General features: G+C 62.5%; 14 protein-coding genes. 6 read left to right on the forward strand and 8 right to left on the reverse strand.

Going from position 1 to position 13,616, the window contains the following annotated elements; genetic code table 11:
- Positions 1-35: 35 nt before the first annotated feature.
- The 3 genes from J6497_RS35880 to J6497_RS35890 form a co-directional block, all read right to left on the reverse strand.
- Positions 36-926, reverse strand: a complete 891-nt coding sequence (locus tag J6497_RS35880) for an ABC transporter permease (RefSeq protein ID WP_225708926.1) — start codon at positions 924-926, stop codon at positions 36-38.
- Entirely contained in the window at positions 926-1,867 is a 942-nt protein-coding gene (locus J6497_RS35885; protein ID WP_225708927.1) for an ABC transporter permease, read from the reverse strand. The genes J6497_RS35880 and J6497_RS35885 overlap by 1 nt, the downstream gene beginning before the upstream one ends.
- A gap of 204 nt (positions 1,868-2,071) precedes the next feature.
- Complete coding sequence (locus J6497_RS35890) at positions 2,072-3,202, reverse strand: M20/M25/M40 family metallo-hydrolase (protein WP_225708928.1); 1,131 nt, start codon at positions 3,200-3,202, stop codon at positions 2,072-2,074.
- 268 nt (positions 3,203-3,470) lie between these two features.
- Between J6497_RS35890 and J6497_RS35895 the strand changes: the two genes are divergently transcribed.
- A complete protein-coding gene (locus J6497_RS35895) occupies positions 3,471-5,075 on the forward strand; it encodes an ABC transporter substrate-binding protein (RefSeq protein ID WP_225708929.1) in 1,605 nt (534 codons plus the stop codon).
- Positions 5,076-5,888: 813 nt separating this feature from the next.
- On the opposite strand, the gene J6497_RS35900 is transcribed toward J6497_RS35895, so the two are convergent.
- The 3 genes from J6497_RS35900 to J6497_RS35910 are packed head-to-tail and all read right to left on the reverse strand — an operon-like array spanning position 5,889 to position 7,079.
- On the reverse strand, positions 5,889-6,158 hold the full coding sequence (locus J6497_RS35900) for a DUF3551 domain-containing protein (protein WP_312010427.1): 270 nt from the start codon (positions 6,156-6,158) through the stop codon (positions 5,889-5,891).
- A 27-nt stretch (positions 6,159-6,185) separates the two neighbouring features.
- Positions 6,186-6,776 carry a Fic/DOC family protein gene (locus J6497_RS35905; protein WP_225708930.1) on the reverse strand — a complete coding sequence of 197 codons (591 nt, stop codon included), beginning with the start codon at positions 6,774-6,776 and terminating at the stop codon, positions 6,186-6,188.
- A gap of 6 nt (positions 6,777-6,782) precedes the next feature.
- Positions 6,783-7,079, reverse strand: coding sequence for a hypothetical protein (locus J6497_RS35910; protein ID WP_225708931.1), 297 nt, complete (start codon positions 7,077-7,079; stop codon positions 6,783-6,785).
- Positions 7,080-7,660: 581 nt separating this feature from the next.
- On the opposite strand from J6497_RS35910, the gene J6497_RS35915 reads away from it, so the two are divergent.
- Positions 7,661-8,083, forward strand: coding sequence for a hypothetical protein (locus J6497_RS35915; RefSeq protein WP_225708932.1), 423 nt, complete (start codon positions 7,661-7,663; stop codon positions 8,081-8,083).
- 101 nt (positions 8,084-8,184) lie between these two features.
- Here J6497_RS35915 and J6497_RS35920 read toward each other — a convergent pair whose 3' ends face one another.
- Both J6497_RS35920 and J6497_RS35925 read right to left on the reverse strand, forming a co-directional pair.
- Positions 8,185-9,384 (reverse strand): FAD-dependent monooxygenase, encoded by a 1,200-nt coding sequence (locus J6497_RS35920; RefSeq protein ID WP_225708933.1) that lies wholly within the window; start codon positions 9,382-9,384, stop codon positions 8,185-8,187.
- A gap of 7 nt (positions 9,385-9,391) precedes the next feature.
- Positions 9,392-9,637 carry a zinc-finger domain-containing protein gene (locus J6497_RS35925; RefSeq protein ID WP_021077734.1) on the reverse strand — a complete coding sequence of 82 codons (246 nt, stop codon included), beginning with the start codon at positions 9,635-9,637 and terminating at the stop codon, positions 9,392-9,394.
- A 234-nt stretch (positions 9,638-9,871) separates the two neighbouring features.
- On the opposite strand from J6497_RS35925, the gene J6497_RS35930 reads away from it, so the two are divergent.
- The 4 genes from J6497_RS35930 (at position 9,872) to J6497_RS35945 (ending at position 13,235) form a co-directional block, all read left to right on the forward strand.
- Complete coding sequence (locus J6497_RS35930) at positions 9,872-11,020, forward strand: hypothetical protein (RefSeq protein WP_376708326.1); 1,149 nt, start codon at positions 9,872-9,874, stop codon at positions 11,018-11,020.
- Positions 11,021-11,075: 55 nt separating this feature from the next.
- Complete coding sequence (locus tag J6497_RS35935) at positions 11,076-11,828, forward strand: alpha/beta fold hydrolase (RefSeq protein WP_225708935.1); 753 nt, start codon at positions 11,076-11,078, stop codon at positions 11,826-11,828.
- Positions 11,829-12,068: 240 nt separating this feature from the next.
- Positions 12,069-12,896: a serine O-acetyltransferase gene (cysE, locus tag J6497_RS35940; RefSeq protein WP_225708936.1), complete on the forward strand. Its 828-nt coding sequence runs from the start codon at positions 12,069-12,071 to the stop codon at positions 12,894-12,896.
- 126 nt (positions 12,897-13,022) lie between these two features.
- Positions 13,023-13,235, forward strand: coding sequence for a DUF3126 family protein (locus J6497_RS35945; RefSeq protein WP_027583509.1), 213 nt, complete (start codon positions 13,023-13,025; stop codon positions 13,233-13,235).
- Positions 13,236-13,616 lie beyond the last annotated feature (381 nt).

The raw sequence follows: 13,616 nt of genomic DNA on the forward strand, positions 1-13,616 counted from the left end.
CTTCGCATCGCCCCGGACTGACGGAGTACATGGCTTCATTTGCCGGCTCCCCGCTGCTTCATGCGCGGATCGAGCGCATCGCGCGCGGCGTCGCCGATCAGGTTCACGGAGAGGATCGCGATCGACAGCAACAGGCCCGGCCAGAAGATCAGGGACGGCTTGATCTGAAAATAGGCGCGGCCCTCGGCCATGATGTTGCCCCAGGTCGGCGTCTCCGGTGAGATGCCGGCGCCGAGGAACGACAGGATCGCTTCGGTGAGGACGGCGGAAGCGCAGACATAGGTGCCCTGCACGATCAGCGGCGCGATCGTGTTCGGCATCAGGTGCCGCCACATGATCTTCGGCAGGCTGGAGCCGAGCGAGATCGCGGCTTCCACATAAGGCTCCTCGCGCGCGGTGAGCACCACGGAGCGCACCAGTCGCGCCACCCGCGGCACCTCGGGAATGGTGATCGCCACCAGCACGGTCCAGATGCTCGCACCCGACAGCGAAACCACGGCGATCGCGAGCAGGATGCTCGGGATCGCCATCAAGCCGTCCATGATCCGCATCATCACCGCATCGACCCATTTGAAGAAGCCGGAGACGAGACCGATCAGGAGTCCGACGCTGATCGAGAACACGGCGGCGCCGAGGCCGATCAGCAGCGAGATCCGCCCGCCATAGATGATCCGTGACAACAGGTCGCGGCCATAGGCGTCGGTGCCGAGCGGGAATTCTGCGCTGGCCGGCTTCAGCCGCAGCGACGGCGCGAGCTGCACCGGGTCATGCGGCGCCAGCAGGGGCGCGAAGATCGCCATCAGGATGATCAGCGACAGGCAGATCGTCGCGGCCGTCATGATCGGCGTCGAGGCCAGGAATCCAAATCGTGGCCGCAGCGGCGTCGTGATCGGGAGCGACGACTCGGGGAGGGTTTCGATCGCCATCAGTAGCGGATCCTTGGATCAAGCAGGGTATACGCGAGGTCGATCAAGAGGTTGACGGCGACATAGATGCCTGACGTCAGCAGGATCATGGCCTGGATCACCGGATAGTCGCGCGCCAGCACCGCATCGACGGTGAGACGGCCGATGCCGGGCAAATTGAATACGCTCTCGGTGACGACGACGCCGGAGATCAGAAGCGCAAAGCCGCTGCCGATCACGGTGATGACGGGTACTGCGGCATTGCGCAGCCCATGCCGCAGCAGCACGCCCATCTCGCCGATGCCCTTTGCGCGCGCAGTGCGGATGTAATCCTCACCCATCACATCGAGCATCGAGGCGCGCGTCATGCGCGCGATGAGCGCGACATAGATGAAGGACAAGGCGCAGGTCGGCAGGATGATGCGCTCGAAGAAGGGGCCGAAACCTGCGGTGATGCTGCGGAATCCCTGCACCGGCACCCAGCGCAGGTCGATCGCGAAGATCTGGATCAGCACATAGCCGATCACGAACACCGGCACGGAGAAGCCGAGCACGGACAATCCCATCACGAAGCGGTCAATCCAGGTGCCGTGTCTCCAGGCCGCGATCACGCCGAGCGGCATCGCCACCACGATCGAAAGCACGATGGTGGAGAGCGCGATCGAGATCGACGGCTCGATGCGCTGGCTGATCATCTTCAAGACCGGCACGTTCGAGATCAGGGACACGCCGAGATCGCCGTGCAGGAGTTTTCCGATCCAGGTGAAGAACTGGATGTGGAGCGGCTCGTTGAGCCCGAGCGAGGTTCTGATCCGTTCGAGCTGCTCCGGCGTCGCATTGTCGCCGGCGAGGATCGCCGCGGGATCGCCCGGCGTCAGCCGCAGCAAGAGGAATACGAACAGCGCCACCACGCCCATCACGGGAATAGCGGCAAGGATTCGGCGAAGCAGATATCCGAGCAATGTCGATCCGTCAGATTAGGGTCAGTAGGAGTGACGTCCGCGGTTAACCTGAGTTCCGTCACCAGCGTAGCATTTCAGCAATTCCCGTGCCATCGGGGCTGCAATGCTCATCACTAGGCCGTCATTCCGGGATGGTCCGAAGGACCAGTCCCGGAATCTCGAGATTCCGGGTTCGCGCTGACGCGCGCCTCGGAATGACGGTCGCTACTGCAGTGTCGCCAATAGCCCCGCCATCAGCCGGCCGCGCTCGGCGAGGCTGTCCACCTCGATATGTTCGTTGAGCGTGTGGGCATCGGCGCCGCGCACGCCAAGGCCGTCGAGCGTTGGTATTCCCATCGCGCCGGTGAAATTGCCGTCGGAGCCGCCGCCGGCGCTGCAATGCGGCAGCTTCAATCCCATGCCTTCCGCGACCGCGCGTGCCTTTTCATAGAGCGCCATGGTGCCCGCATCCGGCTCCCATACCGGGCGGGTGACGCCGCGCGTCACCTTGAAGGTGACATCGTTCGACGTGCCCGACAGCGCCAGGATGCGCTCGACGCCACGGTCGAGATCGGCCTGGCGCTTGGCCATGCTGAGTGCTTCGCCGGTGCAGGTGGTGGCAACGCAATTGACCCATTGGCCGCCATGCACGATGCCGACCGAGAAGGTACAATCGTCCGTGGTCATGCCGTCGATCGCAAGGATCTGCCGCGCGAACTCGCGGATCGCAGAGCGGCCGGAGGAGAGCGTGGCGCCGGCATGGCTCGGCCGCCCGATCGCTTCGAGATTGAAGCGCGCGATTGCGTAGCGGCCCGTGACGACGCCATTGTCGGCGCGGCCGGGCTCCGGCACCAACACATATTTATTGCGTGCGGCTTCCGCCTCGATGATGTCTCGCGTCGAGGGCGTGCCGACTTCCTCGTCGGGCGTGAACAGCACGGTGATTGGCAATGGTGTCGTGAAGGAAGCGCGGATCAACTGCCGGATCGCTTCCAGCGTCAGGTAGTTGCCGCCCTTCATGTCGAAGATGCCGGGGCCGAAGCATTTGTTGCCTTCTCGCCGCCACTTCAGCTTCTCGATGGTGCCGACCGGGTGCACGGTGTCGAGATGGCCCGCGATCAGGATGCCGGGCTCGCCGAACTTCGGATGGGGGAAGCGGGCGCGGACGCAGCCGGCAAAGCCCTGGCGGCCGGCGATGCGCTCGATCGTCGCACCCATGATCGCCATCTCGCGCGCCGCAAGGTCGAGCATGCGCTCGACGGCAGCCGCATCCCATGTCGGACTCTCGCACTCCACCCAGCTACGCAGGCCCCGCAGCATCGCTTCGGAATCAAAGGGAAGATTGGCTGGATTCATGAGGTCTCTCTCTTCGTTGCTGCAGGCGCGTAATGCCGTCAGATCGCGATGACCGAAATCGGCCCTGCGAAGTTGTAGCGTCAAATGCGGGGAGCCGCACCATTCGTTTGTGTACATCCGATCTCGACTAAATCCGGATTGACGCCACACACGCTTGGTGCAACTCTCAAATATGCAGGTCTTGCAGCATGTTAGTCCGCCTAAATAACGGACCGAATGCATAACGAATAAGCCGGCTTTGACCAGTTTCACGTCAGGAGAGACACGAATGTTCCAAACATCCAGTTGGAAGCGCAGAGCGCTGGCGTCAGCGTTATCGATCGTTGCGCTCTCGGTGGCGCTGAGCGCACAGGCGCTCGCGGCCGGCAAGACCATCATGGCGGTGATGCATTCGGACTTGCGCGTGATCGACCCGATCATGACCACGGCCTACATCACCCGCGATCACGGCTACATGGTCTATGACACGCTGCTCGCGACCGACTCCAATTTCAAGATCCAGCCGCAGATGGCGGATTGGAAGGTCTCCGACGACAAGCTCACCTATACCTTCACGCTGCGCGACGGATTGAAATGGCATGACGGCACGCCGGTGACGGCGGAAGATTGCGTCGCCTCGCTGCAGCGCTGGGGCAAGGTCGACGGCATGGGCCAGAAGCTCATGGACTTCACCGCGAGCCTCACCGCGACCGACGCCAAGACCATCACGCTGAAGCTGAAGGAGCCTTACGGCCTGGTGCTGGATGCGATCGGCAAGCCATCCTCGCGCGTGCCGTTCATGATGCCGAAGCGTCTCGCCGAGACCCCGCCGGACAAGGCGATCCCCGAGCAGATCGGCTCCGGTCCGTTCAAATTCGTGCAGGCCGAATTCCAGCCCGGCGTGAAGGCGGTCTATGAGAAGTTCAAGGACTATGTGCCGCGCAAGGAGGCGGCAAGCTGGACTTCCGGCGGCAAGGTCGTGAAGGTCGATCGCGTCGAATGGATCACCATGCCGGATGCGCAGACCGCGGTGAATGCGCTGCAGTCCGGCGACATCGATTTCATGGAGAACCTGCCGTTCGACATGCTGCCCGTGCTGGAGCCCGACAAGGATCTCAACATCCAGGTCTTGAACAAGTTCGGCTTTCAGACGCTGGGACGCATGAACTTCCTCTATCCACCGTTCGATAACGTGAAGGTGCGTCGCGCCGCTTTCCTGGCGCTGAATCAGAAGGACGTGCTCGATGCGCTGGTCGGCAATGCAAAGTATCAGAAGATCTGCGGCGCCTTCTTCGTTTGCGGAACGCCGCTCGAGACCGAAGTCGGTGCCGAGACCCTGGTGAAGGGCAACGGCATGGCCGAAGCCAAGAAGGCGCTCGCCGCGTCCGGCTATGACGGCACGCCCGTCGTGATCATGGCGCCCGGCGACGTGACGACGCTGAAGGCGCAACCGATCGTCGCCGCGCAGTTGCTGCGCGAAGCCGGCTTCAAGGTCGACCTGCAGGCTACCGACTGGCAGACGGTGGTGACCCGCCGCGCCAGCCAGAAGCCGCCGAAGGAGGGCGGCTGGAACATGTTCTTCACCAACTGGGTCGCGGCCGACGTCGCCAATCCCATCGCCAACGCCTCCATCACGGGCCGCGGCAAGAACGGCGGTTGGTTCGGCTGGGCCGAGGATGCGAAGATCGAGGACCTCCGCGACAAGTTCGCCCGTTCCTCCTCGCCGGACGAGCAGAAGAAGATCGCCGCCGAGATCCAGAAGCAGGCCTATGACCAGGTGATGTACATCCCGCTCGGCCAGTATCTGATCCCGAGCGGCTGGCGCAAATCGCTCACGGGCGTGCTCGACGGTCCGGCGACTCCGATCTTCTGGAACATCGACAAGAGCGAATAGCGCGCTTCATCGAACGGAAAGCAAATGGCCGGGCTCAGCCCCGGCCATTTTCATTTGGTGAGCACGCCTTGCGGCCGCTCAGCAGTGACTCTCGCGCACGCGCTCCAGCCCTTCATTCAGGAGCGGTGGAGCAGGCCGCGGCAGCGGGGCCGGGATGCGCGCCTCCCGATTTTGTTCGAGTGGTTCCGGCTGCTGTTCCGCCGCCTGGTGTTCCCGAGGATCATCTTTCGCCATGTCATCGCACTCCAATGCTGCACGACAACATTCTCGGCGAGGGAATGTTCCGGCGCGCTACGCATGCGATGATGTTCCTGATCCCGAAGCCTACGGAAATGCAGTCATCGTCGCGAAATCGCCGAGTGCCGTGCCTGGCGACATCGATGCGGCGTATAACGCAATGAGGAAGAGCCTCGATAAGACCAGAGCTCCAATGATCATTGCTACGCGGCCGATCCAGTCTCTCTTGTCCGCAAGCCGATCTTGCTCCGAATTTGCCATCGTCACATCTCCAATCAATACGCGTTGAGACTTGACAGCCGCAAAATTGCGGTCGGCGCGCGGAGACTAGGTTTGGATGGCGAGCGTCGATGTGAACCCAGCCACACCTGACGCGAACGTGAAGAGTGAGCGCGCGTGAGCGTGCCGCCGCCATTTAGCAACTCGAACGATCTCGTGTTCGCACAAGCAATCAAAGCGTGCCGAGCTTGCGCGTCACGTTTCGGACTCTCGTGAGAATGACGCGCAGTGATGCGCTCCAATGCATCATGGTCTCAAGGCCCGCTTGCAAAATCTAGCTCAGGCGACTGCGCACGTTCATCTGTGCGACCTGCGTGCGCGACGCTTTTTGCGGGGTACGGGCTTGGCATAGTAAGGATTGACCACACACTGCGCCGCCCGACCCGAGGCCGACGCCTGACACTGGGGTATCGAGGTGTAGCGACATTCGAAATAGTAATCCACCATGCCCTGGTAGACCTGGAGGCAAACCGGATAGTTCGGATCGTAGGTTTGCGCTAGCGCAGGCGCCGTTTTCAGGACCGCTACGAGCGTCAGAATCATCAAAGCCAGAATGCGGATCATCATATCCTCACCTCACCATGGTCTCGTCGCTTAGATGCAGTCCCACTGGTCGTTGACGAGCTCTTCAACAACTTTAGCCAGCGGTCCTTCATCGCCCTTGAAGCTCGCGATCATCGCATCCAGGAACATCTCCGGATCAAGCCTTTCAAGGTCGACGGAATGTTCGGCCTGATGTGCCAACAGCAGGAAGAAGGAGAACTGTGTGCGACCGTTGCCTTCTCGGAAGGCATGGATCGCGTTGATATCGGCCAGAAAGTACGCCGATTCCTTTGCGAATTCCTCAGCGGATAAGTTCTTCAGGAAATTGTGCTGTGCCAGCCGTGCGAAGAGCTTCTTCGCCTCGCTTTCGATGTTCTCCGGATAGCAGAACATGCTGCTGTCCTTCGAAATGCGGACCGTGCGTACTTCTCCTGCCCAGTCGTAGACATCCTGGAACAGGTGTCGGTGTATCGCCCTGAAGTGATTGAAATCCAAATCGCCGGCGGGGAGCTCTTCATCGGCTCTCGCGTCGCTGACTTCCGCTTCGAAGGCGGCGAGCTCTTCGGCATCGCGAAGGTCGAGCTTGTTCTTTAGAACGGTTGTACCGGGATAGCAGTATTCATCGGCAACAGCGTCATACATCCGAGGCTACGCTTTGCGATAGGCCTTTATAATTGTCTCCCGGCGCTCCTCAGGGGTAAGGGCTTTGTTTTTCGAAATAGCAATGTTGCCTTTCATCTTGGGAGAATAGTGGATTCCCTCCACGGCGCTTATCTTCCTGAAGCGCCCGCTGCCTATGACGAAGCCGGATGCCTTGGTCTTCTTCGAAGATGATTTCTTGGGAGCCATGTCCGAACAATAGCACAGATCCGGTTGACTCGCACCTGGTACAGACGTGCCTCGCCCGGCGAGCGCGGCTTGTGGTGAAAAACGATAGCCGGGCATGGGGGATTAGGGCTTGCCGAGCCATAGCTCGCGAAGACAGCCCGCCTTCGCCCTTGGGCTTCGGCGCGGCATCCTTCACTCGCTTCGCGAGCGAAGGCTGGTGCGGGCGACCGGAATCGAACCGGTACAGGCCTTGCGGCCCTACGGATTTTCGTACCAGCTACGGCTTTCGCCGCCGCTACGTTTGTAGCGTTTGTGGTCTGGACTATCCCTTCACCCTGGCGTTGCCGCTTTAGGTGCTGCCCGTCTAGTCTCTACACCTTCCCGTCGCCGGGCTTGGCTCGGGATTACCAGCGAAGGCTTCCCCGAATTTGAGCAGTTCTGCATCCCGGGTTTCCCCGGGCGCACTCAAGTTGGCTTAAGTCCGTTGCGTCTACCAATTTCGCCACGCCCGCATGCCAAGGCTCTCTTGGCAAGGCTCTCTTAACCCGGGCCGCCGCAACATCCAAGACGGTTCCGCCAGCCGTTGAGCCTTCTGCAGATAAATCAGATATTTAGTGGTATGCCCCCGCGGCAGCCTCAATCCCGACATGTCCCGCTGCTTTAGCCAATCTCAACACTTAACCCTTTACCAAGGCGCCATGTCCATCAGCACCTTCCGCCACCTGCCGCCGCGCGCGGTCGTGACTGCCGCGCTGTTTGCGCTTGGCGGCCTGCTTTGCGGCTGCGCCCAGATGGGCGAGACGCTCAGTCCGGCCTTTGTCGATCCCGCCAGGTTCGATCTTTACGACTGCAAGCAGCTCGAGACGGAGCGCGCAATGCTGACGGCGCGCGCAGCGGAATTGCAGGGGCTGATGTCGAAGGCGGAGACCGGCGTCGGCGGTGCCGTGGTGGCGGAGGTGGCCTACCGCAACGACTACGTCGCGGTGCGCGCCCAGCAGAAGCTCGCCGACGAAAACTGGCGTCGCAACAAATGCCATGAGACGATCGTAGCCGCGCCGGCGCCCATCGTGCCACCGGCGCCGCCTGCGCCGGCCAGAGGCGCACGTCCGTCAGCGCGCTAGAGTTTCGGTTCTGATTGAATCAGAACCGAAGCTCTAGATTCTTGTTTTGACGCGTTTTCTTCACGCGAACCGGTATCCACTTCGCTCGAAAACGCTCTGCTTCACGCCCGCCAATCATAGATCCAGTCCTGCTGCGCCAGCATTCGCTGGGGGCCGATCGTCCGGATGACGAGATCGCGCGCAAGCGCCATCGGTCCGGTGAGGTGATAGATGCGCCCCTGCCGCTGCGCGGCCCGGCGCACCCGATCGACGCGCCCGCGGCGCAGCCTCGTATAGCGCTTCAGCGCAGCGGGAATGCCGGAGATGTCCTCGCCGGTGCAACCGCTGAGGCAATTGGCGAGCACGGCGGCATCCTCGATCGCCATGCCTGCGCCCTGCGCAGCGAAGGGCAGCATCCCATGCACGGCGTCGCCGAGCAGGGCGACCGCGCCTGTGCTCCATTCGCTGACTCCGGGCATCGTGAACAGCGCCCAGCGCCGCCACTCCTCGACCGCGCCGATCAGCATCCGCGCGGTGCCGGGCCAATTGGCGGAGAATGCGTTCTTGATCTCGTCGGCATTGCCGGCCTCGCTCCAGCCCTGCCGGTTCCAGGTTCCCGGCACGATCGCGACCACGTTGATCCGGCGCGCCGCTGCGATCGGATAGGCGACCAGATGCGCGTTGGGCCCCATCCAGAGTTGCACCCGCGGCGAAGCGTGTTCGCGCGGCAGCGCGTTCGCATCGAGCGTGCCGCGCCAGGCGATCAGGCCGGAAAACCGCGGCTGCAGTTCCGGGAACAGGCGGCCACGCACGGACGACCAGATGCCATCGGCGCCGATCAGCGCCGCCGCCGCTTCGTGCTGCCGCGCGTCGCCACAGCGCGCCACCACCGTCAGTCCCCCGGCCTCGTCCGCGACATCTTCGAACTGCCAGCCCAACCTGAGTTCGATGCCGGGATGGTCCTCAACTTCAGCCTGCAGCGCGCCTTGCAGATCGGCGCGATGCATCACCCAATAGGGTGAGCCGGCGCGCGTGCTCGCGGCCTCGCCGAGTGGCAGGCGGGCGATCTCGCCACCAGCGCGCGTGCTGATGATGCTGATCGCTTCGGGTGTCACCGCGTGCGGAGCAAGCCGCGGTTCGAGGCCAAGACCGACCAGGATGCTGCTGGCGTTGGGCGAGAGCTGCAGCCCCGCGCCGACTTCCTCCAGCCGCGGTGCCTTTTCCAGGACGACGACACGAAAGCCTTTCGCCGCGAGCGCCAGCGAAGCTGTCAGTCCTCCGATCCCGGCGCCCGCAACGACGACGGTGCGCGTGGTGACCACGGATGGCTTAGGCGACTTTATCCTTCAGCACGCATTCGGGCGGGCGCGCTTCGCCGGCGGCGAGATCAGGCGCGAAGCGATAAAGCGTCGAGCAGTAGGGGCAGATGATCTCGTTGTCATTGCCGAGATCGAGGAACACATGCGGATGGTCGAACGGCGGGTTCGCGCCCACGCACATGAATTCCTGCGAGCCGATCTCGATCACCGAGACCCCGGCATCGTTGTGGAAGTGCGGGACGACGTGGTCGGACATATCTTCACCTTGGATGGCAATGACGGACGGACGCAATCAACGCGATGCGGCATTGCGAAATGCCCGGCACCATACTGGCGGGTGGAGTTGATTCCTAGAGCCCCGACCATCCATTTGCTCATGCAAATTCGACACAATCTTGTCGTCCCAGAGAAGCCCTTCTTTCGTCGGGGCTGTTGTGTCTTAAAAACGGCACACTATCTCCAACTTGAGCAAAACCCTGGGTTTTACCGAATGACGCGAGCGCGGGTCAGCATAGGCGTGGCGGGGATGCTGCTGAGCCTTGCCGTCGGCGCGGCGCTGTGGCGGCATGCCAGCGACGCGTATGCCATGCTGGCCGCGCAGGACGAGCCCGCGCAATTGGCCGACCTCCAGATCGGTTCTGCATTACGGAATAACCAGCTCTTGATCGAGCAGAACATCGAACAGGCGCTTGCCGCTGATGACGCCGATCTCGCGGGCAGCTTTCTTGAACTCGCGCGCGAGAAGAATGTCGCGATCAGCGATGGCCTCGCCACGCGCGTGAACGATGCGGTTGCGGAAGCGAGCTCGACCTCGCATGTCGCCAAGCGCTTTGCCGCCGGTCTCGTCACCGGCACCGCGGACGATCTTGCCAGCCTGTCCGGCACGGTCACCGGTGATCTCTTCGTGTTCGGCGATGTCAGGGACGTCGTTCGCGAAGGCAAGCATCTGGCGATGGGCGAAGAGACCGACCGGCTCGTGCTTGGCCTTGCCGCCGCGGGCCTTGCGGTGACCGCTGCGACCTATGTCTCCGTTGGCGGTGTCGCGCCGGTGCGCGCCGGGCTGTCGCTGGTGAAGGATGCGCGCAAGGTCGGCCGGATCAGTGAAGGCCTTTCGGCCTGGGTCGGCCGTTCCGCGCGGGAGGCCGTGGATGCGCCGATGTTGCAGGAGGCGGTTGCCTCCGCTTCCGTGCTCCGTCCGGGCCAGACGATGAGCGCGATCAAGGCGGCGTTCCGCGCGGAGAAGGCCGGGGCGCTGGTCCGCCTTGTCAAGGATGTCGGGCGCATCGGCGAGAAGGCCGGCAGCCGCGGCGCGCTGGAGACGCTCAAGATCGCTGAGGGCCCGAAGGATGTCGCGCGCGCCGCGCGGCTCGCGGAAGCGAAGGGCAGCCAGACCCGCGCGATCCTGAAATTGTTCGGCCGCGGCGCGCTGCTGCTTGCTGCCGGCACGTTCAACCTCACGATGTGGCTGTTCGGCGCGCTGCTGACGGTGTTCGGGTTCCTGTCCTCGATCAAGGCGACCACTGAACGCCTGACGCATGCATGGCTGCGGCGGAACAAGGCGCGGCGCCTGCAAAGACAACTTGCGAAGGCACAGGCGCCATCCGAACTTGCCGTGGCAGGCGCTACTGGCTGCAGCTAAACTTCTGATCATCTGATCGTCATCCCAAGAAATACCCCGAACAACGGAAGACGCGATGCCGAGCTTTCACCACGGCGCTGTCGAAATTGCCTATCTCGACGAAGGCGAGGGCGATCCGATCCTCCTCGTGCACGGCTTTGCCTCCAGCAAGAACGTGAATTGGGTCTATCCCGGATGGGTCTCGGAACTGCGCAAGGATGGCCGCCGCGTGATCGCGCTCGACAATCGCGGCCACGGCGAGTCCGCCAAGCTCTACGATCCCGCGCAATACGATATCGCCACCATGGCGAGCGACGTGATCGCGCTGATGGATCATCTGGGTATCCCGCGCGCGGATATCATGGGTTATTCGTTGGGCTCGCGGATGGCCGCGGTGCTGGCGCACAGCGAGCCGCAGCGTCTGCGCGCGGCGATCTTCGGCGGTATCGGCATCGGCCTGATTGAAGGCGGCGGCCCTGGGGAGAATGTCGCGGTTGCGCTGGAGGCGCCGGCGCTGGAGGATGTCACCGATCCGGTCGGCCGCACCTTCCGTGCCTTTGCCGATCAGACCCGCTCCGACCGTCGCGCGCTCACCGCCTGCCTGCGCGGCTCCAGGCGCCTGATGACACGGCAGGAGGCCGCCGACATCGATGTGCCCGTTCTGATCGCGGTTGGCAGCAATGATGAGATCGCGGGTTCGGCCGAAGCGCTCGGGCGCATCATTCCGCAGTCGCAAGTGCTTGCCATCCCGAACCGCGATCACATGCGGGCGGTAGGCGATAAGGTCTACAAGACCGGCGTGATCGACTTCCTCGCGCAAAGAGAATGATCTTCTACGCCAGGAGAATGTTCTTCTACGGAAATCGAACTTAAGCCCGCTTGATTTCCGGCAAATCCCGACCAATTGGATGTGACGTCTCCGCATAGCGGTTAAGCGAAGCTTGTCCTTCGCCGAAGCTATCAGGGACAAGCGTCGCTCAACCGTGCTATAGCGCACACCGAAACTGGAGCATGATCGGGTTTTCGAAACCATCATGCTCAACAAAGATCAGGATTTGCGAGGCCGGCCATGGCAGTGCATCAGGTCAATCCGCAAGGCGGCAAGGTCGCGGCGCTCGATCCGATCTGGGACCGGATCAGGAGCGAAGCCGAGGAAATCGTTCGCCGCGAGCCGGAGTTTGCCATCTTCATCTATTCCGCGGTGCTGCATCACGAGCGCTTGGAAGATTCAATCGTGCATCGGCTGGCCGAACGGCTCGACCACTCGGCGCTGTCGGGCGATCTGATCCGCCAGACCTATGACGAGGCGCTGCGCGATCAGCCCGACATCGGTAATGCCTTCCGCGCCGATCTCGTCGCCGTCTACGACCGAGATCCCGCGACCTCGCGCTTCATCGATCCCTTGCTCTACTTCAAGGGTTTCCATGCGCTGCAGACGCATCGGCTCGCACACTGGCTTCATCTGAGAGGCCGCAAGGATTTCGCCTTCTACCTGCAGAGCCGCTCCTCGGAAGTGTTCCAGACCGACATCAATCCGGCCGCCAAGATCGGCCGTGGCGTCTTCCTCGATCATGCCACCGGTTTTGTCTGCGGTGAGACTGCCGTCATCGATGACGACGTTTCGATCCTGCATGGCGTTACCCTCGGCGGCACCGGCAAGGAGAACGAGGATCGCCATCCGAAGATTCGCCATGGCGTGATGATTGGCGCCGGCGCCAAGATTCTCGGCAATATCGAGGTCGGTCATTGCGCGCGAATCGCAGCGGGCTCGGTTGTGGTCAAGCCGGTGCCGCATAACGTCACCGTTGCCGGCGTGCCGGCGAAGATCGTGGGCGAAGCCGGCTGCGCCGAGCCGTCGCGCACCATGGACCAGATGCTCAACGCCATCGGGCTTTGATTTCACTGGTGTTTCGCAATCGTTTCGACTGCAAATATTAGATTGCGCCAGAGCCGAAAAGGCTCTGGCGATTGCCGGCGCCCCGTCCTAAAACTCCGTCCGAAAATCATCGATTGGAGATCGCCCGTGGACGTTCAGGAAGTCAGGAAGCTTGACGCATATCTCAAACGCGTCTTCGGTAATCCGAAGATCCGCGTCGTGCCGCGGCCCAAGAAAGACGACTCGGCCGAAGTCTATATCGGCGAGGAGTTCGTCGGCGTCCTCTTCGTCGACGATGAAGACGACGATCGCTCGTTCCAATTCCAGATGGCGATCCTCGAAGAGGACCTGGCCGAGTAGGCTTGCGTCGGTCTGCAATCTGTAGGTGGGCAAAGCGCAGCGTGCCCACCTTCACGGGCGCACAAGAATCGTGGGCACGCTGCGCGCTTTGCCCACCCTTGTATTAGCGCGTTGGAGTAGAGTGAGATCGTTCCGTGAGGAATGGCCCAGCCCGGGTGGCCGCCCGAGCTGGGCTGCCGATCGATCGGATCGCTGCCCACCGAAGCCTTGAGGCTGCCTTGTAGCAAGATCGCGGTCGGCGCTTCATCGGGACCCGAATGGTTGAACGAACTTCAGGTTCGCATCACAAGGGAGGGTCGACGAAGATGGCCAAGCCTATCACAATCTGCGCCGGGATCGATACCGGCAAACGGAAGCTGGACGTGGCGCTCGACGGCAGCT

The organism is Bradyrhizobium cenepequi (genome assembly GCF_020329485.1).
GTDB classification, from domain to species: Bacteria; Pseudomonadota; Alphaproteobacteria; order Rhizobiales; family Xanthobacteraceae; genus Bradyrhizobium; species Bradyrhizobium cenepequi.